The sequence below is a fragment of the Duganella vulcania genome, from assembly GCF_009857655.1.
Classification (GTDB): Bacteria; Pseudomonadota; Gammaproteobacteria; order Burkholderiales; family Burkholderiaceae_D; genus Rugamonas; species Rugamonas vulcania.
In genome coordinates this window covers 1-19,948 of the sequence record NZ_WWCX01000053.1, presented here as the reverse complement: position 1 = coordinate 19,948, position 19,948 = coordinate 1, and the positions used below count along the sequence as shown (strand labels likewise).

Genomic DNA, 19,948 nt, shown 5'->3' with positions numbered 1-19,948 from the left:
TAGAAAATTCCAAACGAACCTGTGCTACAGCCGACAACAAAAGTGCAACAACGACCACATGCCGTGTCCTCACTCTGTGTGGCTCTCAAGGCCACGTTGTTGGCTTTAGAAGTCAGCGCGCCGCGCTGGACCGGCGTCGGCGGCGACTCCTATGATGGACTCAATTAATAGTCAAATATTAAGATTTTCACGGCACCGGACAGTGCGCCGAAGCTCCTACCCGGAGCCGAGGACCAGACTGAACGGCCGTGGGCCCGGACAAAAAAATTCATACACAACTCGGAGATAAAAAATGCAAATCGTAAAAACCGCAATCGCAGCAGCCCTGGCAACCCTGGCTTTCTCGGCATCGGCCATGACCCCGATCCAGGACGCGGAACTGAGCACCGTCAGCGGCCAGGACGGCGTGTCGATCGCTGCCAACCTGAACATCAAGATTGATTCCTTCGTCTACACCGACACCGACGCGCTGGACGCGAACGGCATGGGTGGCGGTTCGGTCAGCTTCAACGGCATCAAAGTGAACGGCCTGATCGCCGCCAACATCGACATCCTGTCGAAGAACTCCTTCCTGGCCGCTGCCGGCGCCGCTGGCGTGACCAACCCAGGCACCTTCTACAACCCAGCCACCGGCGGCGACGTGGTGCAGATCGCCATTCCACAAAGCGTGGTTGCTGACGGCCACTACCTGAACGTGTCGGTAGACGCGATCAAGATGGGCAACAGCGCAGCATCGTTCGGTTCGGTCGCAATGAACCAGATCGACATGCGCGGCACCACCGTCTGGATCTTCGCGCACTAATCCAGGCTTGTCCGCGCTGGCTCGCAGGGCCTGTAGCTTGGCCTGAAAAGTCAGCGCGGCATGCTGGACGCTGGCGACAGCGTAGCCCTAAGATGGTTACGCAGCATTGAAAAAAACACAAAATACCCAGACCAAAACCTCACGGAGACGACCACATGCAATTCATCAAAACCGCAGCAGCAGCAGCCCTGGCAACCCTGGCCTTCTCGGCATCGGCCATGACCCCGATTCAAGACGCAGAGCTGAGCACCGTCAGCGGCCAGGACGGCGTGTCGATCGCTGCCAACCTGAACATCAAAATCGCATCGTTCACCTACACCGACACCGACGCGCTGGACGCGAACGGCATGGGTGGCGGTTCGGTCAGCTTCAACGGCATCAAGGTCAACGGCCTGATCGCCGCCAACATCGACATCCTGTCGAAGAACTCCTTCCTGGCCGCTGCCGGCGCCGCTGGCGTGACCAACCCAGGCACCTTCTACAACCCAGCCACCGGCGGCGACGTGGTGCAGATCGCCATCCCGCAAAGCGTGGTTGCTGACGGCCACTACCTGAACGTGTCGGTTGACGCGATCAAGATGGGCAACAGCGCAGCATCGTTCGGTTCGGTCGCAATGAACCAGATCGACATGCGCGGCACCACCGTCTGGATCTTCGCTCACTAATCAGCTGAGCTACAACAGCCGCCGCGGCGGCTGTTGTTCCCCACATCATGAACTCCTTCCATTCCCTGCGTTCGCTGGGGCTGTGCGCGGCTTTGGCCTGCTGCACGCTGGCGGCTTCGGCGCAAATGCAGCCGCTGAGCGAAGATGAGCTGTCCAACACGCGTGGGCAGGGTCTGGTCGCGCTCACCAACACCAGCCTGGGCGGCTACGATTTCAGCAAGATCGCGCTGGACGCGGACATCTCGCTGAGCGCCAACCTGCGCAATATGCGCCTGGGCGAATATACCTACGGACCGCGCAACGGCAGCGGCGCCGACATCGACATCGGCCTGATGCAGTTTGGCCGCAGCGACGGCACCGACGCGCAGCGCCTGGTCCACATCAGCAATCCGTATTTCGAATTCGTGTACAAGAACGCGGCCGACGGCGCCTCGCGCGAGGCGGTCGGCATGCGCTTCGGTTTTGAGGGCATCAGCGGCGACATCGGCTTGAAGGTCAACAGCCTGTCGGGCTCGATGCGGGTGACGGGCGTGGCGGCCGACGGCAGCGCGGTGCTGCTTGATTCGCACACCGACACGCTGGGCGGCAAGCGCTGGGACGGCGCGTGCACCGCGCCTTGCCTGCCGCTGGCGCAGCTGGGCGGCGTGACGGCGGGCGACGCGGCCGGGCCGAGCCGTGATTTCTGGATCTCCGTGTTGAAGACCGGCGTGCAGTTCCCGAGCGCGGCCGGCGTGCCGGCGTCCGATGCGGCGCAGGCCGGCATCTGGATGAACTGGCGCGACAAGCTGCAGGCGCTCAATACTTCCGGCCTGGTGCCGCCCAACCTGCCGAAGGGCCGCTGATGACGGCCGCGCGCGCTGCCGTGCTGGCGTTGTTGGCCGCCGTGTGCGCGCCGGCGTTGGCGATGGAGCCGTTGAACGACGCGGCCTTGTCGTCGGTGCGCGGGCGCGACGGCGTCAGCTTCGACCTGAACGGCTTCGCCATGAGCGGCGACGCGCGCGTCAGCTACACCACGCCGATCGGGTCGAGCCTGTACGTGGAAAAATTCAGCGCCTCGCGCAGCGACAATCCGCTGCCGTTTTCCGATCCCTACAAGTTGGACATCGTGGCCGGCGCGCCTGGCCTGGCTGATGTCATCAACATCGCTTTTCCCTTGAACACCAATGCCGACCAGCGCTGGCAGGCCGCCTATGATTGGGGCGTGACGGCGGATGGCGTCACGCGCGAGCAGGGCAGTGTGGTGATCAAGGATCTGGTGTTCACCGGCGGCGGGCTGCAGTTTTCCACGCCGCAGGTCAATGACGGCGTGGCGTTTGGCGCCGCGCTGCGCATGGATATCGGCCAGCTGTCGTTCCAGCCGCGCGGGCGCACCGACGCCACCGAGGCGATGGTGCTGAGCGGCGTGCACATCGGTGGCGTCGACGGCAATGGCGTGTTCAACAATACGCCGTGGATGCTGGCCAATGTGGCTTCGCAGCCGGCGGTGATCAACGCGCTGACCGACGAGACCGGGCCGCGGCTGCACATCGGCATCGACTGGCCGGATGCGCGCTACGGCAGCGGCGTGGCGCCGGCGGGGGGGATCGTGGTCGACAATATTTCGTTTGTGAGTCCTGGGCAGCCGACGGTGGATTTGGGATCGTCGCGCATCGGATCGGTGCAGATCCAGTATCTCGACATCAAGTTCAAGCACTGATGGGGCGCGCACTGTTTTTCTCGATGATGCTGGCGGCGGGCGTGGCGCAGGCCGGGAGCCTACAGGCGCTTGACGACAAGGAATTGTCGCAGGTGAGCGGGCAGGACGGCATCAGCTTCGCGGCGCATGTGTCGCTGAACGATCCGACGCTGGTGGGGGCGGTCAGCGACAGCCGGCTGTCATTGGGCTTCAACGGGGACGGGCAGAACCGCTACATCGTGTTCAAGAACGTGCGCGGCGTGGTGGACATGTTTGCCGTCAGCCTTGGCGTGCAGACGCGGCCAGACGGTGGCGGCGACTACATCGCCATCGGCCTGCCGGGATACGTACGCTACACCAACTTCGGCTTCGAATCGCTGAGTGTGCAGACCGATCCGAACGCCCCGGTCACTGGCAACCTGGGCAGTCTCAACATCAACGGTGTGGTCTCGCTGCAAGGCCAAGTCCGCCTCTGGTCGCACTAAGCTGTGGGGTCAAGTCTAACCAGTGGGGTCAAGTCTGACATTCGGACACGAGCTCTGCTTTAGCGCGACTGGGGTCAAGTCTGGCATTCGGACACGAGCTGAGCCGTAGCGGTCGCTACGGCTCAGCTCGTGTCCGAATGCCAGACTTGACCCCAATTTTATTCGGTGGCGAAGATGCAGAGCGCGGTCAGGGGGAAGGCGAGGCCGGCCCACAGGACGCCGGTCCAGCCGTGTGCGGCGAACATCCAGCCGCCCAGCGATGAGCCTAACGCACCACCCATGAAGAAGAGCGCCATGTAGAGGCCGTTCAGGCGGCTGCGGATTTCGGCCGGCAATGCGAAGATGGCGCGCTGGCCCGTTACGAGGTTGGCCGAGACGCCCATGTCGAGCACGATCGAGGTCAGTACCAGTACGCCCAGTTCGAGCAGGCGGTTGCCGTGGATGAACAACGGCATCGCGAACGCCAGCGCGCCCAGCGTCAGCGCGATGGCGGTGTTGGAGCGGCTCTTGCCCTGGTCGGCGCGGCGGCCGGCGATCGGCGAGGCGATCGCGCCTGCCACACCCACCAGCGCGAAAATGGCGACGCCGGTTTGGCTCAGCTGGAAGCGCGGGCCGGTCAGCTCCAGCGAGACGCAGGTCCAGAACAGGCTGAAGGCGCCAAACATGCAGGCCTGGTACGCGGCCCGCCGGCGCAGGATCGGCGTGGTCTTGAGCAGCTGCCACATCGAACCCAGCAATGCGAAATAGTGCATGCCCGATCCTGGATGGCGCTGCGGCAGCCGTGCGCGCAGCAGGAAGGCCAACGCGGCGGTGCCGAGCGCGGAGATGACAAAGATCGCGTGCCAGCTCAGCGCGTCGGCCACCAGGCTGGCCACCGGCCTGGCCAGCATGATGCCCATCAGCAGGCCGCTCATCACTTTGCCGACGGTCTGGCCGCGCGTTTCCGGCCGCGACATGTGAGCGGCGAACGGTACCACGATCTGCGCCGCCACCGAGCCCAGCCCGATGCTGAAGGATGCCAGCAGAAACAAGGCGGCGCTGCGCGTGAACGAGGCCGCCAGCAGGGCGGCCGACGTGGTCAGCAGGGCGATGAAGATCAGGCGGCGGTTTTCCAGCAGGTCGCCCAGCGGGACGATGAACATCAGCCCGAGGCAGTAGCCGATCTGCGTCAGCGTGACGATCAGGCCGGCGGCGCCGGGATCGAGGCCGGTGGCGCGGCTGATCGGGCCGATCAGCGTTTGCGCGTAGTACAGGTTGGCGACGATGAGTCCGGTCGCGGTGGCGAACAGCCAGACCATGCCTGGAGAGATGTCGTGCTGGGCGTGGGACTGGCTCACGGGTGCTCCTTCAATTTGCAGCCGGCAATTTTACCGGCGAACGCAAATTGCTGCTGAGCGCGGCCTGTTTTGCCTACAGCCCCGCTTGCTCGCGCACCAGCGCCTGCCGCACCTCGGCGGTGATTTCGTAGGAGCGCAGGCGCTGCGCGTGGTCGTAGATCTGCGAGGTGATCATCAGTTCGTCGGCGCCGGTGCGGGCGATGAATTGCTGCAGCTGGCGCTGCACGGTGGGCGCCGCGCCGATGGCCGAGCACGACAGCACGGAGTCGATCAGCGCCCGTTCCTGCGGCCCCAGCGATTGCAGATAGCCGGCCTGCGGCGGCGGCAGGCGGGCGGGGCGGCCGCTGCGCAGGTTGACGAAGGCTTGCTGCATCGACGTGGCGCGGTAGTGCGCCTCCTCGTCGGTGTCGGCCGCGAACACATTGAAGCCGAGCATGACGTACGGCTGGGCCAGCTGGGCCGACGGCTGGAAATTGCTGCGGTACAGGTCGATGGCCTGCATCATCATCTGCGGCGCGAAGTGCGAGGCGAAGGCGAACGGCAAGCCCATGTGCGCCGCCAATTGCGCGCCGAAGGTGCTCGATCCCAAAATCCACAGCGGCACCTTGGCGCCTTTGCCGGGCACGGCCAGCACGCGCTGGCGCGGTGTGTCGGACAGATAATCTTGCAGCTCCAGCACGTCCTGCGGGAAGGCGTCGGCGTCGCTGTCGAGGTTGCGGCGCAGGGCGCGCGCGGTGGTCTGGTCGGAGCCGGGCGCGCGGCCCAGGCCGAGGTCGATGCGGCCGGGGAACAGCGCCTCCAGCGTGCCGAACTGTTCGGCGATCACCAGCGGCGCATGGTTTGGCAGCATGATGCCGCCGGCGCCGACCCGAATGGTCGAGGTGCCGCCGGCCACGTGGGCCATGACGACGGCGGTGGCGGCGCTGGCGATGCCCGGCATGCCGTGGTGCTCGGCCAGCCAGTAGCGCTGGTAGCCCCAGCGTTCGGCGTGCTGTGCCAGGTCCAGCGTGTTACGGAACGACGCGGACGGCGTGCTGCCTTCGGCGATCGGGGAGAGGTCGAGGATGGAAAATGGAATCATGGGTGTCGGTCCGGCTGTTAGCGTTAATCAATAAAGCCCATGGAACAGGTGTGGGTATAGCCCTTCCATATGGAGCGACAAGCATACACAGAACGGGCCGGGCGCGCTGGCGGCGGCCGGAATGCGGCGTCACGCTTAAATCAGTCGTATTAATTCGCCAATCACTGAGCATATAAACATTGTTTTCATTATTTAGCTGCTATTTAGTGTGTTTATTTCGCTGAAGTTTGGTCTTCGCATTTAAAAAAATATTTTCCCGCGCATTTACTTGATTTACCATTGGAAACAGTAACGCGCCTCGCATTACACCTCCCATATTCCGTTTTATTTGTTCGATGGCATGCCCTGCTATCGCGGGGAAACTCATGCCTAAGAAACTTGTTATTCTTTTTACGTTGTTGGTCGCTTGCTGCCAGGCACTGTTTGCCGCCGGCCTGAGTGAGCCGGCATCGGTCGCGCATCGCGGCCAGCTGTTCCGGGTCACGCATGAGGGCAAGACCAGCTATTTGTTCGGCACCATCCACGTCGGCAAGGACGGCAGCTATCCGCTGGATCCGGTGGTGACGCGCGCGCTGCTCGATTCGAAGGCGCTGGTGATCGAGCTTGATATCCGCCAGGACGCGCCGTTCCAGCTGGCGCTGGCGCGCCATGGCCGCTACCCGGACGGCGATTCCGTGCAACATCATCTGTCGCCGGCCACGCTGCGCCTGACCGTGCAGGCGCTGGCGCGGGCCGGCTTGTCGCTGCAATCGGTCCAGCAGTACAAGCCCTGGCTGATCGCCAACCTGCTGATCGGCGCGGAGATGGAGGTGCATGGCTACCAGCGCAGCCAGGCCGTTGAATACGCGCTGCTGGCGGCGGCCAAGAGCCAGGACAAGAAGGTGCGCGAGCTGGAAAGCGCCGAATATCAGCTCGGGCTGTTCGATACGCTGGACGAGCGCCAGCAGGAGCAGTATCTGCTGGAGAACCTGGCCGACCTGGCCGACGGCGATTCGCTCAAGAAATCCACCGCGCTGATCGACGCCTGGAACTCCGCCGACGCGCCCCGTATCCGCGCCGTCTGGCAGTCTGCCACCAGCGGCGACACGATTTCCGCCGGCTTCATGAATCGCGTGTTGTTAGGCAAGCGCAATCCTGAAATGGCCAGCAATATCGAGCGCATCATGCAGCAGGACCAGGTCGCCTTCGTCGGCGTTGGCCTGCTGCATCTGGTGGGCGATGACGGTGTGCCGCAATTGCTCAAGCGGCGGGGCTACCAGGTCGAGCAGCTGTACTAGTAGCTGCTCAAGGTGCCGTTGCTGTACCGCACGCGGTCGCCGATCTTGTAGCTGGGCATGGAATCGACCACCACCATCTGGTTGCTGCCATCGTCCAGGCGCACGGTGACGCGATAGACTTTGTCGGTGGGCATGCCGACGCTGCCGCCAGCCGCCGCCGCGCCCACCGCGCCGACGCCCACATCCTGCCGCTGCATCTGGTCGATCGCCTGCACCACGCCGTACGATGTTTGCGCGCTCTGGCTGCTGCTGGCCGTGGCGCCGCTGCTGGTCATGGTGCCGGTGGTGCTGCTCTGGCTACTCTGGCTGCCGGGGTTGCTGCTCGGGCTGCTACTGCTGGGCGTGTAGCTGGACGTGCCGCTGGGCGTATTGCCGCTGGTGCCGCTACTGCCGCTGGGCTCGCCGCCGCGCTCCGCAGCGCAACCTGCAAGCGCCAGGATAATCAGCGCGATAGTGCTGTTTCTGGTCATATTCATATCATCCTCCTCGATGTTCACTCAACAAAATGCCTAGCCATTTGATTAAGAGGCTGGCATTGCGGTTTTGTTCCCTGACATCCCATCGCGATTGATATACATCAATTGAAGCGTGCTACTCACACGCAATAATTGTTCGGTATCACTTTAAAGGACATCGATATGTTGACACGCGTGACAGACATTATTATCGAAGATTTAATTAATTCAACCTGTGGAGAGGCGTCGGACCCGCGCAGCAGGCATTTAATGACGCATTTATTGCACGAATTGGTACGCGTGGCCAAGTTGGAGCAATTGCAGCAGATGCGGATGGACGTCGAACTGGCCATCGGCGCGCCTGGAGAACGCGCCGGCGATATCAGTTTGACGGCTGGATGCGGTAGCGGGTCCAGAGGGCCCACATGAACAGCGCGGTGAGCACGGAGGCATTGCAGTCGACCAGCCAGTCGGACACGGCGCCATGGCGGTACGGGAAGAAGCTTTGCACGTACTCGTCGAGCGCGCCCATCAGGGCGATGGTCAGTACCGCCTTGCCGGCGCGCAGCCTGGCGCTGCCTGTCCCGCCGGTGAAGATCAGGAAGGTCAGGCCCGCGTAGGCGAGGGAGTGCAGGATCAGGCCCGAGGCGACCTGGCCGATGTCCTGGCGGGCGCCGGGCAGCGAGCCGAGCACCAGTATCAGCAGGTACAGGACGATGGCGGTCCAGTAGCGAAGCCGGGCGTGGGAATTGGTCAGAAGAAGGTGCTTGATCATGCCCCGGACAATACCATGCGGCGCAAAAAAGGGGGAGTGGTGCACCGGAAGCCCGGTGCACCTTTCTTCCGTCATGCCTATCGGTTGCATGTACTGAAGATGTGACCAGTATAGGGAGCGAATATGACGCGGTAATGACAGGGAGCAAAAAAAAGCCCGCTGGTTAAAGCGGGCTTAAAACTATTTTCTTGGAGGAGAATAGTGGAGACAGGTGTAATTATGGGGGCAGGCCAGATATGTGTCTAATTGTTGTTTTAGATACCAGACATCAATATTTCGCATAACTGTTTAATTGACCGGCACCGTGTAGTTCAATGCCAGCCGGCCGCCGTCCACATACAAGGTCTGGCCGGTCATGTAGCTGGCGTCGTCGCTGGCCAGGAAGGCGGCGATCGAGGCCACTTCCTCCGGCTCGCCGCAGCGGCCCATCGGCGTGCGCGACAGGATGGTGTGGCGTGCTTCCGGGCTGGCCATCACGGCCTGCTTGGCCAGCTCGGTCAGGATGGTGCCGGGGCCGATGCCGTTGACGCGGATGCCGTGCGTGACCAGGTTGAGCGACATCACCTTGGTCAGCTGGTTGATCGCGCCCTTGGACACCACATACGGCACCTGGTTCGGAATCGCCAGCTCGGCGTTCACGCTGGACATGTTGATGATGCAGCCGCTGCGCTGCTTGACCATTTCGCGCGCCACCGCCTGGCCGCACAGGAACATGGACTTGAGGTTGATGCGCAGCACGCGGTCGAAATCGTCCTCGGTCAGGTCGAGGAAATCGGCGGCGTGGGTGACGCCGGCGTTGTTGATCAGGATGTCGATGCGGCCGAATTCGGCCAGGGTGGCGGCCACCAGCGCGTCGACGTCGCATTTCTGGCTGACGTCGGCGGCGAAGAAGCGCGCCTGGCCGCCCAGCGTGGCGGCGGCGGACGCGCCTTCCGGCTTGATGTCGACCAGCATGACCTTGGCGCCTTCGGCCACCAGGCGCTGCGCGCAAGCCAAGCCTATGCCTTGGGTGGCGCCGGTCACAATCGCGACTTTGTTCGAGAGTTTCATAGGTTTTTGCTTTCTAGGGAGTGAGGATCAAATTTTAACAGCCCGGTGCAGGCGCGTTACAATAGAGGGTTTGCAATAAATTCGAGGGGTGCGTCGTGACTTTCATCAACAAATTATCTGCCGCCTGGGCGGCCAACGACTCCCTGCTGTGCGTGGGCCTGGATCCGGACATGGCCAAGCTGCCGGCCCAGTTCCAGAACGACCCGCAAGGCATCTACCACTTCTGCCGCGAGATCATCGACGCGACCGCCGACCTGGCCTGCTCGTTCAAGCCGCAGATCGCCTACTTCGCTGCGCTGAGCGCGGAAGACCAGCTGGAAAAAATCTGCCACTACGTGCGCGACAACTATCCGCACATGCCGCTGATCCTGGACGCCAAGCGCGGCGACATCGGCGCCACCGCGCGCCAGTACGCGCGCGAGGCCTACGACCGCTACGGCGCCGACGCGGTGACCGTCAACCCCTACATGGGTTCGGATTCGGTGGAACCGTACATGGAGTGGAGCGACCGCGGCGTGATCATCCTGTGCCGCACGTCGAACGCGGGCGGTTCGGACCTGCAGTTCCTCAACGTCGACGGCAAGCCGCTGTACCAGCACGTGGCGCGCCTGGTGGCGGACAAGTGGAACGCCAACGGCCAGTGCGCGCTGGTGGTGGGCGCGACCTTCCCGGAGGAACTGGCGCAGGTCAGGGCGATCGTCGGCGACATGCCGCTGCTGGTGCCGGGCATCGGCGCGCAGGGCGGCGACATCGAAGCGACGGTCAAGTCGGGCCGCACCTACGACGGCACCGGCATGATGATCAATTCGTCGCGCGCCATCCTGTACGCGGCGCCGCAAGCCGGTGAGGACTTCGCCGCCGCAGCGCGCCGCGTGGCGCTGGAAACGCGCGACGCCATCAACCAGCATCGCGCCTGAGCGAGGCTAGTGCGCTGGAGCGATCAGCTCCACGTACTCGTACAGCTCGGCCAGGATCTGTTCGGCGCGCTCATCGGCATCCTGTTGCAGATGGTCGATCTCGCCGAAGAACTGGTCGATGCTGCGCGCACCGCCCGCGCCCTCGTAGAAGCGCGCCGCGCGGTGCTGTTCCCAATGCTCCATCTCGCCTTCGGACAATGTCTCGGGGAAGTTGCGCGCGCGGTAGCGGAACAGCAGCTCCAGCAGGCGCGGATCGCTGAACGACGGCGACGCCGTGGCCAGCCTGGCCGGCGTTTCCTTGCGCAGCGTGTCGAGCATGCGGCGGTCCTCCTTGCCGACAAAGCCGTTGTACAGATCCTCGTCCACATCTAGCTCGTCGCCGGCGGGACGGTAAAACACCTGCTCCCAGATCGCGTCCATATTGCGCCCGGCAGCTGCCAGCGCGGCGTGAGCCTTGCCTTGCTCCAGGTCGATGCCCCACTTGGCCGCCATCGCCGGCGACAGCGTCTTCAGGTTGGACACCAGCATCGGCGATTTGTTCAGGTGGATGCTCTTGACCGGCAGGCGCGTCACGCCTTCCGGCAGCGCGTCGCTGCGGCTGAAGATGCGGGTGCGGATAGTGTCGGCGTCCAGCGTGAACAGCTCGCTCGGATCGTAGGTGCAATCCCAGACGATCACCTCGTTCTTGTTGGTCGGATGCGTGGCCAGCGGCCACACCAGCGCGATGCAGCCGCGCTCGGCCGGGAACATGCCGGACACGTGCAGGAACGGCGCGCGCAGCTGCGGCGCCAGGTGCATGCCGATCTCGTCGGCCACGCGGTCCTTCTTGTGCAGCGCCAGGCAGAAGTCGAACAGCTTGGGCTGCTTCTGCTTGATCAGGCGCGCCAGCGCGATGGTGGCGCGCACGTCCGACAGCGCGTCGTGCGCGGCCTCGTGCAGCAGGCCGTTGGCCTTGGCCAGGTGCTCCAGCTTGAAGCTGGGCTTGCCGTCCTCGCGCATCGGCCACTCGATGCCTTCCGGGCGCAGCGCGTAGGTCATGCGCACCACGTCCAGCAAATCCCAGCGGCCGCACTGGTTCTGCCATTCGCGCGCGTACGGGTCGATCAGGTTGCGCCAGAACATGAAGCGGGTGATCTCGTCGTCGAAGCGGATGGTGTTGTAGCCCACGCCGATGGTGCCCGGCTTGGAGAAGGCCTGTTCGACGGTGGCGGCGAACTTGTGCTCGGGCACGCCCCATTCCAGGCATTGCTGCGGCGTGATGCCGGTGATCAGGCACGATTGCGGATCCGGCAGGAAATCATTGGCCGGCTTGCAATACAGCATGATCGGGTCGCCGATCTCGTTCAGGTCGGCGTCGGTGCGGATCGCGGCGAATTGCGCCGGGCGGTCGCGGCGCGCCTGGGCGCCAAAGGTTTCGTAGTCGTGCCAGAGAAAGGTCTGTGTGGTCATAGGGTGCGGTCAAGTTATTCGTTATTGTGCCGATAATAATGGGATATCCCCCATCAGGAGCTAGATCATGGCGACTCCAGTATCGGCAACTCCGGGCAGCTCGGCTGCCGCTTCCAGCGTTCCGGCCGCAGCCAAGGACGACGGCAATATGTCGGTCGCCGCCAAGGCCAAGGCGCAGCTCAATGTATCTATCGTACAAGCTTCCTTGACGGTTTCGCTGAATTCCTCCAACGAACCGCTGTCGGTCTTGCTGAAAACAGCGCTGACCGGCATCAACGAGGCGCTCAAGGACGATTTCGGCGACAACGCCATCCAGAAAGCCGTGTCGCAGGATAATACGCCGGAAGGCACGGCGAGCCGCATTGTATCGCTGTCGACCGCGTTTTACGATGCTTTCAAACAGCAACACCCTGGCGAGGACGGCGATGCGGTGCTCAACAAGTTCATGGAGACGCTGAAAAAAGGCGTGGACCAGGGCTTCAAGGAAGCGCGCGGCGTGCTGGACGGGCTAAAGGTGCTGAACGGCGACGTCGCCAGCAATATCGACAAGACGTACGAGCTGGTGCAGAAGGGCTATGCCGATTTCGCCGCCGCGCACAAGGCGCAGCCGGCGCCGGCGCCCAAGGCCGGCGCGTAGCGCAAAAAAATACCCCGCTCGGAAGCGGGGTAGTTACCTGGTACCGTCTTACATCTTGTAGTTCAGGCCGATCAGGAACTGGCGGCCGAAGCGGTTGGTGTAGCGCGGACGCAGCTGGTCCGGATCCGGTCCGCCGCCCACATTGCTGTAGTAGGTGACCTGGGTGTCCAGCAGGTTGTTGGCCTGGACCAGGATCGAGAGGCCTTTGTAGGGGCCGGTCTCGAAGTTGTAGCCCAGTTGCATGTCCACGACCCGGTCGGCCGAGTGTGCGCTGATGAACTTCTGCAGGTAGACGTCGGTCGAGGTGGCCGTGAACGGTGAGCGGTAGCGTTCGCTCACACGCGCCGAGAACCCGTTCTTTTCATAGTAGGCGGTGGCGTTGAAGGCGGTGCCGGACAAGCCGTCGAGCTTGACCTCGTTGCCGGCCTTGTCCTGCAGATCGCTGCCCAGCCTGGTCGCACCGAGGATGACGCCGAAGCCATCAAGCGATTTGCTGATCAACTCGCCGCCCAGCGCGGCCGACAGTTCCAGGCCGTGCAGCGTGCCGCCGTTGCCGTTGACCGGACGCGTGTACGAACCGTTACGCTGGACCACGATGTCGGCCGGCAGCGTCGACGGACGCGGCAGGAAGCTGTTGTCGCGCTCGGTGGTGCCGTCAAACACGTAGCTGAGCAGCTTCTTGTGGAACGCGGCGGCGGCCAGGTAGCTGCGTTTGCCGATGTATTTTTCCAGCGACAGGTCGGTGCCGTTGGCGAGCCAGGGCCGCAGCTCTGGATTGCCGCCGGAGGCGCCGGTCCATTCGCCGTAGTGGTCGCCCGGCTTGTCGATGATGCTCGGGGTGCTGGTGCCCGCGCGCAGCTGCTGCATGTTCGGCCGCGCCATCGTCTTGGCCAGCCCGAAGCGCAGCACCCAGTCGTTCTTCAGGTCGGCGATCAGGTTCAGGCTGGGCAGGTAGTTGTGGTAGCTGGCGCCGCCCGAGTGCGGGAACACCAGCTTGGGATCCGGCGTGACGTTGTTGCCGCGGTATTCGAAGCCGTCCGAGTTCTGCTTCGAGTGCACGGCCTGCATGCCGAGGTTGCCGTGCAGGTCGTAGCCGGCCACCGTCGTATCGATGTCGAGCTTGGCGTAGGCGGTGGAGATGCGCTCGTGCACGCCGTAGTCGTTGGTTGCCTTGCCGCCGAACAGGTCCTTGTTCGACACCACGCCGCTGGCGACCACGTCCGGCGCGCTGATGCGCGGCACATAGCCCAGGCCGGCCCACGACATGTCGACCGCGTCGCGCAGCGCGGCGGCGGGGACGTCGCGCACATAGCCGCCCTTGCCGTCGGAGGCCAGCAGCAGCAGGGTGTCGCCGTTGGTGATGACCTTGTCGCGCTTGGTGACGTTCAAGCCCAGGTCGATGCTGCGGAACGGCCCGTCGAGCTCGCGTTTGGCGCTCAGGCGCAGCGTCTTGAGCGCGTCGGTCAGCGGCCGGGTGCGCACGCCGCCGGCCCAGGCCGGCGCGTCGCTGGTGTGGTAGCCGTGCGCGTCGCCGAGCACGGTGTCCTTGAAGGTGTTGGGATTGACCGGCGTGAACGATTGCGCCGAGCCATCGTAGGGGATGTTCCAGCTGAACGCGCTGCGCTGCCAGTTGTTGATGGCCTTGTTGAACGGCGCGCCATAGATCTCGTCGTACTCCTCGTCGCGGGCGTCGCGCGAGTAGCTCAGGTCGGCGATGCCCTTCCACTTGTCGGCCAGCTTGAGCTCGGTGTTCCAGCCCAGCGCGGCGATCTTGTCGCGGCGCCGCGTTTCCGCGTTGCCGATCACGAAGCTGAGGTTGTCGGCGGTGCCGGTGGTGGCGTAGGTGTTGCGGCCCACCTGGGTGGTGCCGACGTTGGACAGCGTGATCCGGTTGGCGGCGGCGCCGTAGGCGTTGTACATGTTCTCGCGGAAGAACACGCCCACTTCCTTGGTGTCGAAGCGCGAATAGTAAAAGTCCAGCGTGCTGTGCAGGTCGCGGTTGGGCTTGTACTCCAGCACACCCATCACGCCGGTGCGCGTGCTGCGCTTGGTGTTGGCGGTGGTGTCCCAGAACAGCGGCAGCAGCGCGTGGTTGTAGCCGTTGGCCGGCTGTTGCTGCGGCGGCGCTCCGTCGATCGGAATGCCGATCTGGTCGCGGAAGTTGGCCGTCTGCGTGCGCTTGATCTGGCTGCCGCGGTCGAGGCGGGCCAGGCCCAGCGCCACGCCAATCGTGTTGTCGGCGAACTGGTCGATGTAGGAGGCGCTGAAGCGGTTGCCGATCGGGTCGGCCACGTCCTTGACGAGGGTGCCGTTGGAATTTTTCTCGGCCCGCAGGTTGAGCGCGATTTCCCGGCCGCGCGTGGCCAGCGGGCGGCGCGTTTGCAGGTCGATGGTGCCGGCCAGGCCCTGGCCGATCAGCGCGGCGTCGGGCGTCTTGTAGACCACGGCGCCGCCGATCAGCTCGGACGGAAACTGGTCCAGCTCGACGGCGCGCGATTCGCCGGAGCTGACCATTTCCCGGCCGTTGAGCAGGGTGCTGGAAAATTCAGGCGACATGCCGCGCACCGATACCCGGTCCACATTGCCGTCGCCGCCGCGTTCGCCGGTCACGCCCGGCAGCCGGGCCAGCGCCTCGGCGATGCTGGAGTCGGGCAGCTTGCCCAGGTCCTCGGCCGACACCGCCTCGACGATGGAGGAGTTGCCGCGCTTGATGGTCAGCGAATCTTCCAGGCTGCGGCGCATGCCCTTGACGATGACCGTGTTGCTGGCGGCCGGTTCGGCGCTCACTTCGGGCGGCGTTTGCTGGGCGCCGGCCGTCCCGCACAGCAGCAGGGTGGAGGCGCAGGCCGCGACGATGGGCTTGCGCTTGAATGTAGCTTGGACGCCGTGGTTGGCGCCCTGCGAATAAATGGATTGCAAAGCAGACTCCGTGAATGGTGAAGAGGTGTTCGATAAGTTCCGGACCAGATCAAGGTTGCGATCACGTCCGTCGTGGAAAGCTTTCCAAATTGGCGTTGATGAGTCCCCTAAAAAATAAAAAAATTACCCGGTTAAAGTGATGGAATCAGCGGCCGTCCTGCGCGCAGCGGAAGCCCAGGGCGCCGGCGCGGTCCTTGGACGGCGCCATCAGCAGGTATTTGCCGTGCTCGGTGAGCTTGCGCGCCTGCGGGAAGTACCAGTGCGAACCGGCCGGCTGGTAGAAGCTGCCGCCGCGCAGGATCGCGCCGCGGGTGTGCTCGTCCTCGAACTCCTCGGTCCACTGCCAGACGGTGGCGACCATGTCTTCGACACCGAACGGGCTGGCGCCCTTCGGATGCTGCCCGACCGGCGGCAGCGGCGGCAGTTCGCGCGCCGAGGAGGGCGCCGGCACCAGCGCGGCATCCCATTCATTGCCCCAGGGGTAGAGGCGGCCATCGTTGCCCTGCGCCGCGTATTGCCATTCCCATTCGTGCGGCAGGCGCTTGCCGGCGGCGTGGCAGTAGGCGCGGGCGTCCTCGATCGCTACCCAGGTGACCGGGCTGTTCGCCTCGCCCGCACGCGGCGCGCCGCCTTGCCAGTGGCGCAGGAAGTTGTGGGCGTCGGCGGGACGGTAGCCGGCGTTGTCGACGAAGCGCTGGAATTCGAGATTGGTGACCGGGTAGCGGTCGATGTAAAACGCGTCGAGCCGCATGTGGTGGAAATGGCCGCGGCGGGGCGAGTCTTCCCACGGATATTGGACGTCCATGCCGGGCCGGTTCTCGCCTTCGATCTCGATGCCGGTCACGCGGAAGTCGAAGCTGCCGGCGGGCACGCTCACCATGCCGGCCGGCGCGCTGGCCGCGCGCGCGGTGGCGGCGATGGGGACGGCCTTCTGCGGCAGGAAGGTCCAGTTGCCCGGGTAGGCCTGTAGCGGCGTGCGCGCCAGGCCGCGCATGGTGTCCAGCAGGGTCGCCAGGTCGGACGGTATCGCGGCGCCTTCGTACTGCAGCACCGCGCCGTAGCCGCGCGGTTCGAGCACCAGGTCGATCACGGCTTGGCTGCCCTCGATGCGTGGCTGCAGTTCGCGGCCGTTCCACAGGTCCAGGTAGCGCTGCCCGGCGCGATGCTCCAGCTTGAGGATGCCCTCGCTGACCTGGAACTCGTTGCGGTTGACCAGCGTCCACAGGCTGCGGCCGGCGCCGGGGAAGCGGCTGGCGTATATCCCGTAGTGCAAGGTCGGCACATGCGGCGTCCATTGCGCGCTCACCAGCAGCGCCGGCACCGCGCGGTAGATGGCGGAGATGCGCCGCAGCGCCTCGCCGTCGCGCGGCGTCATCTGGTTCCACCAGCCCCAGACGTTCTCCCAGCTTTGCACGCCGACGCCGTTGAAGAACGCCGCCTGGAAGGTGTTGCTGCGGTCGGTGGCCCAGCGGTCGCTGACGTGCACCATGTGGCGCGGCTCCAGCCATTTCCACTTGCTCACCAGCGGCACCAGCGAGCCATCCCAGTAGGCCCAGCTGTGCAGGTTGGTGGCCAGCATGGCGTCATCCTTGAACGACAGTTCCGGCTCCAGCACCAGCGGGTGGCCGCTGCGGGCGGCGGCGTCGGCGTAGCTTTGCGGCAGGCCGTTCATCGTGTCGCCGTTGATGCCGTCGGCGCCGATCTCGGCCATCAGCTGCGCGGTGGCGTCGGCCGGCGCCGTGCCCGGATCGCGCGAGCCGGTGTCCCAGGGCAAGGTCGGGAAGAACACGCGCACGCCCTGGCTGTGGAAGTCCCGCACCATTTGCCGGGTGGCGTCGATGCCGCCCGGCAGATCGCGCAGCATGTCCCATTGGTTGCGGTGGTCGATGCCCATGTTCGGATAAAGCGGCCACAGCAAAACGCTGTCGATGCCGCCGTAGCGCCGCTTCAGGTCGTCCAGGAAGCGCTGCACCGTGTAGCGCCGGGTGACGGGGTCGTACAGGTAGCGGTCTTCCACCATCGCCTGGGTCTGGATGAAATTCTTCTGGGTCCATTGCAGTTCCGGACGGCGGTACTGCGCGTCGTCGTAGGCCATTCCGGCCAGGTGCTGCGTGCGCCAGTCCCGCATGGCGGCCAGCCAGGCCGGCTGCGCGCCCGCGGTGTCGCGTTTCCAGTTGTTCAGGCGGGCCAGCCAGTCCACTTCGCCAAGGTCCATTTGCGCCGGCCCGGTGAGCTGGCTTTCCCGCACCGCGAACGGCAAGGGCTCGCCGGCCTGGGCCAGTTGCAGCGCGCACAGCGCAAGCAGCGGGACGCTCCAGCGGCGCGCCGGCCAGCAAGCCACGCCACGCCGCCGCTTGCCCTTCGGATCGCTTTTTTCGCCTGCGTTCATTGCCAGTCTCCGTCAAATTATTATGGTTGAACTACCGTGCAGGCCGCTGTCCCGGCATGCCGAAAATTACAGAATATTGTAAGCAAACGTTTGCGCAAACGTTTGCCAAGGTAGCTGAAGTGTTTATAGTTGTCAATATAAACATGGGAAAGTTGCAGGTTGATGACCGGACGCGGCGTGGCCGGCGCAATTGCCAGTGAATTTCTTGACAATTTATGGGCGAGTGGATAATGTGGAAAAACGTTTGCGCAAACGTTTTCTTTTGCGCGTCCCGCCAGTCCCAAGGTTTTATTCGATGGAGATGTCCGGTGTTACCTAGCAAATTCAAGATGGTTGTAGCCGTCGCCACGGCAATGCTCGCGCTGCCGCCAGCCATGGCGCAGGACAAGCCGCGCGTCGGCCTGGTGATGAAATCCCTGTCCAACGAGTTCTTCAAGAACATGGCCGACACCGCGCAGGCCTACCGCGCCAAGCGGGGCGACTTCGAGCTCAAGGCGGTCGGCATGAAGGACGAGACCGACGTCGACTCCCAGGTGGTGGCGGTCGAGAGCATGACGATACAGAAGGCGAACATCATCGTCCTCGCGCCGGCCGATTCGCGCGCGATGGTGGCGCCGGTGGCCAAGGCGCTCAAGGCCGGCATCATGGTGATCAACATCGACGTCGCGCTGGACGAGGCCGCCAAGAAGAAGGCCGGGCTGGAGCTGGCCTTCATCGGGCCGGACAACCGCGAGGGCGCCAAACTGGCCGGCGACGCGCTGGGCAAGACGCTCAAGCCCGGCGACAAGGTGGTGATCATCGAAGGCAATCCCGGCGCCGACAACGGCCGGCAGCGCAAGGCCGGCTTCATGGACTCGGTCAAGCAATACCAGCTCGACCTGGTCGCCTCGCGCAGCGCCATGTGGGGCACGGACGAGGCCAACCAGGTGTTCACCAACATCCTGACCGCCCATCCCGACATCAAGGGCGTGATGGCCGCCAACGATTCCATGGCGGTCGGCATCGTCAAGGCCATCGACGCGGCCGGCAAGAGCGGCAAGATCAAAGTGGTCGGCTTCGACAACATCCCGGCCGTGCGGCCCCTGATCAAGTCGGGCAAGATGCTGGCCACCGTGGACCAGTTTGGCGCCGAGATGGCGGCCAATGCAATCGACCTCGGCCTCAAGGCGCGCAAGTCGGGCGTGCCGCTCAAGGGCTGGGTGAAGACGCCGGTGGCCCTGGTCACCGCCGCGGACCTGAAGTAAGCCATGCCCGCCTCCCTTGACGCGGCCGCCCCGGCGCTGCGGGTCAGCGGCATCAGCAAGCGCTATCCGGGCGTGGTCGCGCTCGACCATGTCGACCTGGAACTGCATGCCGGCAGCGTCCACGCGCTGGCCGGCGAGAACGGCGCTGGCAAGTCGAGCCTGATCCGGGTGCTGTGCGGCACCGTCGCGCCGGACGGCGGCACGATGTCGCTGGCGGGCGCGGCGTATCGCCCGCGCAATCCGCTCGACGCCATACAGAGCGGCATCCGGGTGGTGCACCAGGAGCTGCTGATGCTGGAGCACCTGACGGTGGCCGAGAACCTGCTGTTCGCGGCGCTGCCGCGCACGCGCCTGGGCCTGATCGACCGCAGGGAGCTGAACCGCCGCGCCGGCGAGCTGCTCAGCCTTGTCGGGCTGGAGGATGTCTCGCCCGCGCAGACCGTGCACACGCTGGGCATCGCGCAGCGCCAGTTGATCGAGATCGCCAAGGCGCTGTCCGGCGCCAGCCGCATCATCGTGCTCGACGAGCCGACCGCGACGCTGACCTCGCGCGAAAGCGCGCGCCTGCTGGACCTGATCGTGCGCCTGCGCGACAGCGGCGTGGCCATCCTGTTCGTGTCGCATCATTTGCAGGAACTGTTCGCGGTGTGCGACCGCGTGACCGTGCTGCGCAATGGCCGCACGGTGGCCACCGAGCCGATCGCCGCCGTCACTCCGCGCAAGCTGGTGAACCTGATGGCCGGCCGCGACGTGCCGGCGCTGCCGGCCCGCGTGCGCGGCGGCGCGGCCCC

The 19,948-nt window shown here is 64.6% G+C and carries 18 protein-coding genes; 10 read left to right on the top strand and 8 right to left on the bottom strand.

The window, feature by feature from the left end; translation table 11 throughout:
- Positions 1–292 precede the first annotated feature (292 nt).
- The 5 genes from GTP90_RS23140 (at position 293) to GTP90_RS23120 (ending at position 3,627) form a co-directional block, all read left to right on the top strand.
- On the top strand, positions 293–802 hold the full coding sequence (locus tag GTP90_RS23140) for a DUF6160 family protein (RefSeq protein ID WP_117015912.1): 510 nt from the start codon (positions 293–295) through the stop codon (positions 800–802).
- Positions 803–957: 155 nt separating this feature from the next.
- Positions 958–1,467, top strand: a complete 510-nt coding sequence (locus GTP90_RS23135; protein ID WP_117015911.1) for a DUF6160 family protein — start codon at positions 958–960, stop codon at positions 1,465–1,467.
- 47 nt (positions 1,468–1,514) lie between these two features.
- A complete protein-coding gene (locus GTP90_RS23130) occupies positions 1,515–2,309 on the top strand; it encodes a hypothetical protein (RefSeq protein WP_161085752.1) in 795 nt (264 codons plus the stop codon).
- Positions 2,309–3,163 carry a DUF6160 family protein gene (locus GTP90_RS23125; RefSeq protein ID WP_161085751.1) on the top strand — a complete coding sequence of 285 codons (855 nt, stop codon included), beginning with the start codon at positions 2,309–2,311 and terminating at the stop codon, positions 3,161–3,163. Before GTP90_RS23130 ends, GTP90_RS23125 begins: the two co-directional genes overlap by 1 nt.
- Positions 3,163–3,627: a DUF6160 family protein gene (locus GTP90_RS23120; protein ID WP_161085750.1), complete on the top strand. Its 465-nt coding sequence runs from the start codon at positions 3,163–3,165 to the stop codon at positions 3,625–3,627. Before GTP90_RS23125 ends, GTP90_RS23120 begins: the two co-directional genes overlap by 1 nt.
- Before the next feature lie 158 nt (positions 3,628–3,785).
- Here the strand turns inward: GTP90_RS23120 and GTP90_RS23115 are convergent, their stop codons facing one another.
- Positions 3,786–4,925, bottom strand: coding sequence for an MFS transporter (locus GTP90_RS23115; RefSeq protein ID WP_161085771.1), 1,140 nt, complete (start codon positions 4,923–4,925; stop codon positions 3,786–3,788).
- Between the two features lie 112 nt (positions 4,926–5,037).
- The gene (locus GTP90_RS23110) at positions 5,038–6,045 is read right to left on the bottom strand and encodes an LLM class flavin-dependent oxidoreductase (RefSeq protein ID WP_161085749.1); all 1,008 of its coding nucleotides are present in this window, start codon (positions 6,043–6,045) and stop codon (positions 5,038–5,040) included.
- 365 nt (positions 6,046–6,410) lie between these two features.
- Between GTP90_RS23110 and GTP90_RS23105 the strand changes: the two genes are divergently transcribed.
- Positions 6,411–7,322: a TraB/GumN family protein gene (locus tag GTP90_RS23105; protein ID WP_161085748.1), complete on the top strand. Its 912-nt coding sequence runs from the start codon at positions 6,411–6,413 to the stop codon at positions 7,320–7,322.
- Here the strand turns inward: GTP90_RS23105 and GTP90_RS23100 are convergent.
- From GTP90_RS23100 to GTP90_RS23090, 3 genes are all read right to left on the bottom strand, one after another.
- Entirely contained in the window at positions 7,319–7,798 is a 480-nt protein-coding gene (locus GTP90_RS23100; protein WP_161085747.1) for a hypothetical protein, read from the bottom strand. The two genes, GTP90_RS23105 and GTP90_RS23100, sit on opposite strands and share 4 nt — an antisense overlap.
- Positions 7,799–8,159: 361 nt before the next feature.
- A complete protein-coding gene (locus GTP90_RS23095) occupies positions 8,160–8,552 on the bottom strand; it encodes a VanZ family protein (RefSeq protein WP_161085746.1) in 393 nt (130 codons plus the stop codon).
- A gap of 288 nt (positions 8,553–8,840) precedes the next feature.
- The gene (locus tag GTP90_RS23090) at positions 8,841–9,602 is read right to left on the bottom strand and encodes an SDR family NAD(P)-dependent oxidoreductase (protein ID WP_161085745.1); all 762 of its coding nucleotides are present in this window, start codon (positions 9,600–9,602) and stop codon (positions 8,841–8,843) included.
- Positions 9,603–9,697: 95 nt separating this feature from the next.
- Here GTP90_RS23090 and pyrF point away from each other — a divergent pair, with 95 nt between their 5' ends.
- A complete protein-coding gene (gene pyrF, locus GTP90_RS23085; RefSeq protein ID WP_161085744.1) occupies positions 9,698–10,519 on the top strand; it encodes an orotidine-5'-phosphate decarboxylase in 822 nt (273 codons plus the stop codon).
- Positions 10,520–10,525: 6 nt separating this feature from the next.
- On the opposite strand, the gene sbcB is transcribed toward pyrF, so the two are convergent.
- Entirely contained in the window at positions 10,526–11,968 is a 1,443-nt protein-coding gene (sbcB, locus tag GTP90_RS23080) for an exodeoxyribonuclease I (protein ID WP_161085743.1), read from the bottom strand.
- 67 nt (positions 11,969–12,035) lie between these two features.
- On the opposite strand from sbcB, the gene GTP90_RS23075 reads away from it, so the two are divergent.
- Entirely contained in the window at positions 12,036–12,605 is a 570-nt protein-coding gene (locus GTP90_RS23075) for a DUF5610 domain-containing protein (protein WP_161085742.1), read from the top strand.
- 48 nt (positions 12,606–12,653) lie between these two features.
- Here GTP90_RS23075 and GTP90_RS23070 read toward each other — a convergent pair whose 3' ends face one another.
- Both GTP90_RS23070 and GTP90_RS23065 read right to left on the bottom strand, forming a co-directional pair.
- Positions 12,654–15,524, bottom strand: a complete 2,871-nt coding sequence (locus GTP90_RS23070; RefSeq protein ID WP_161085741.1) for a TonB-dependent receptor — start codon at positions 15,522–15,524, stop codon at positions 12,654–12,656.
- A 145-nt stretch (positions 15,525–15,669) separates the two neighbouring features.
- Positions 15,670–17,913 carry a formylglycine-generating enzyme family protein gene (locus tag GTP90_RS23065; RefSeq protein ID WP_254452007.1) on the bottom strand — a complete coding sequence of 748 codons (2,244 nt, stop codon included), beginning with the start codon at positions 17,911–17,913 and terminating at the stop codon, positions 15,670–15,672.
- A gap of 329 nt (positions 17,914–18,242) precedes the next feature.
- Here GTP90_RS23065 and GTP90_RS23060 point away from each other — a divergent pair, with 329 nt between their 5' ends.
- Both GTP90_RS23060 and GTP90_RS23055 read left to right on the top strand, forming a co-directional pair.
- The gene (locus GTP90_RS23060; RefSeq protein WP_161085740.1) at positions 18,243–19,157 is read left to right on the top strand and encodes a sugar ABC transporter substrate-binding protein; all 915 of its coding nucleotides are present in this window, start codon (positions 18,243–18,245) and stop codon (positions 19,155–19,157) included.
- 3 nt (positions 19,158–19,160) lie between these two features.
- A partial coding sequence (locus GTP90_RS23055; protein ID WP_161085739.1) for an ATP-binding cassette domain-containing protein occupies positions 19,161–19,948 on the top strand: 788 nt, incomplete at its 3' end.

Coding starts and splice junctions, on each gene's coding strand:
- GTP90_RS23060 (WP_161085740.1), top strand. CDS start 18,243: ATGGTTGTAGCCGTCGCCACGGCAATGCTCGCGCTGCCGCCAGCCATG.
- GTP90_RS23130 (WP_161085752.1), top strand. CDS start 1,515: ATGAACTCCTTCCATTCCCTGCGTTCGCTGGGGCTGTGCGCGGCTTTG.
- sbcB (WP_161085743.1), bottom strand. CDS start 11,968: ATGACCACACAGACCTTTCTCTGGCACGACTACGAAACCTTTGGCGCC.
- GTP90_RS23090 (WP_161085745.1), bottom strand. CDS start 9,602: ATGAAACTCTCGAACAAAGTCGCGATTGTGACCGGCGCCACCCAAGGC.
- GTP90_RS23110 (WP_161085749.1), bottom strand. CDS start 6,045: ATGATTCCATTTTCCATCCTCGACCTCTCCCCGATCGCCGAAGGCAGC.
- GTP90_RS23105 (WP_161085748.1), top strand. CDS start 6,411: ATGCCTAAGAAACTTGTTATTCTTTTTACGTTGTTGGTCGCTTGCTGC.
- GTP90_RS23100 (WP_161085747.1), bottom strand. CDS start 7,798: ATGAATATGACCAGAAACAGCACTATCGCGCTGATTATCCTGGCGCTT.
- GTP90_RS23135 (WP_117015911.1), top strand. CDS start 958: ATGCAATTCATCAAAACCGCAGCAGCAGCAGCCCTGGCAACCCTGGCC.
- GTP90_RS23140 (WP_117015912.1), top strand. CDS start 293: ATGCAAATCGTAAAAACCGCAATCGCAGCAGCCCTGGCAACCCTGGCT.
- GTP90_RS23065 (WP_254452007.1), bottom strand. CDS start 17,913: ATGAACGCAGGCGAAAAAAGCGATCCGAAGGGCAAGCGGCGGCGTGGC.
- GTP90_RS23095 (WP_161085746.1), bottom strand. CDS start 8,552: ATGATCAAGCACCTTCTTCTGACCAATTCCCACGCCCGGCTTCGCTAC.
- GTP90_RS23125 (WP_161085751.1), top strand. CDS start 2,309: ATGACGGCCGCGCGCGCTGCCGTGCTGGCGTTGTTGGCCGCCGTGTGC.
- GTP90_RS23075 (WP_161085742.1), top strand. CDS start 12,036: ATGGCGACTCCAGTATCGGCAACTCCGGGCAGCTCGGCTGCCGCTTCC.
- GTP90_RS23115 (WP_161085771.1), bottom strand. CDS start 4,925: ATGGTCTGGCTGTTCGCCACCGCGACCGGACTCATCGTCGCCAACCTG.
- GTP90_RS23120 (WP_161085750.1), top strand. CDS start 3,163: ATGGGGCGCGCACTGTTTTTCTCGATGATGCTGGCGGCGGGCGTGGCG.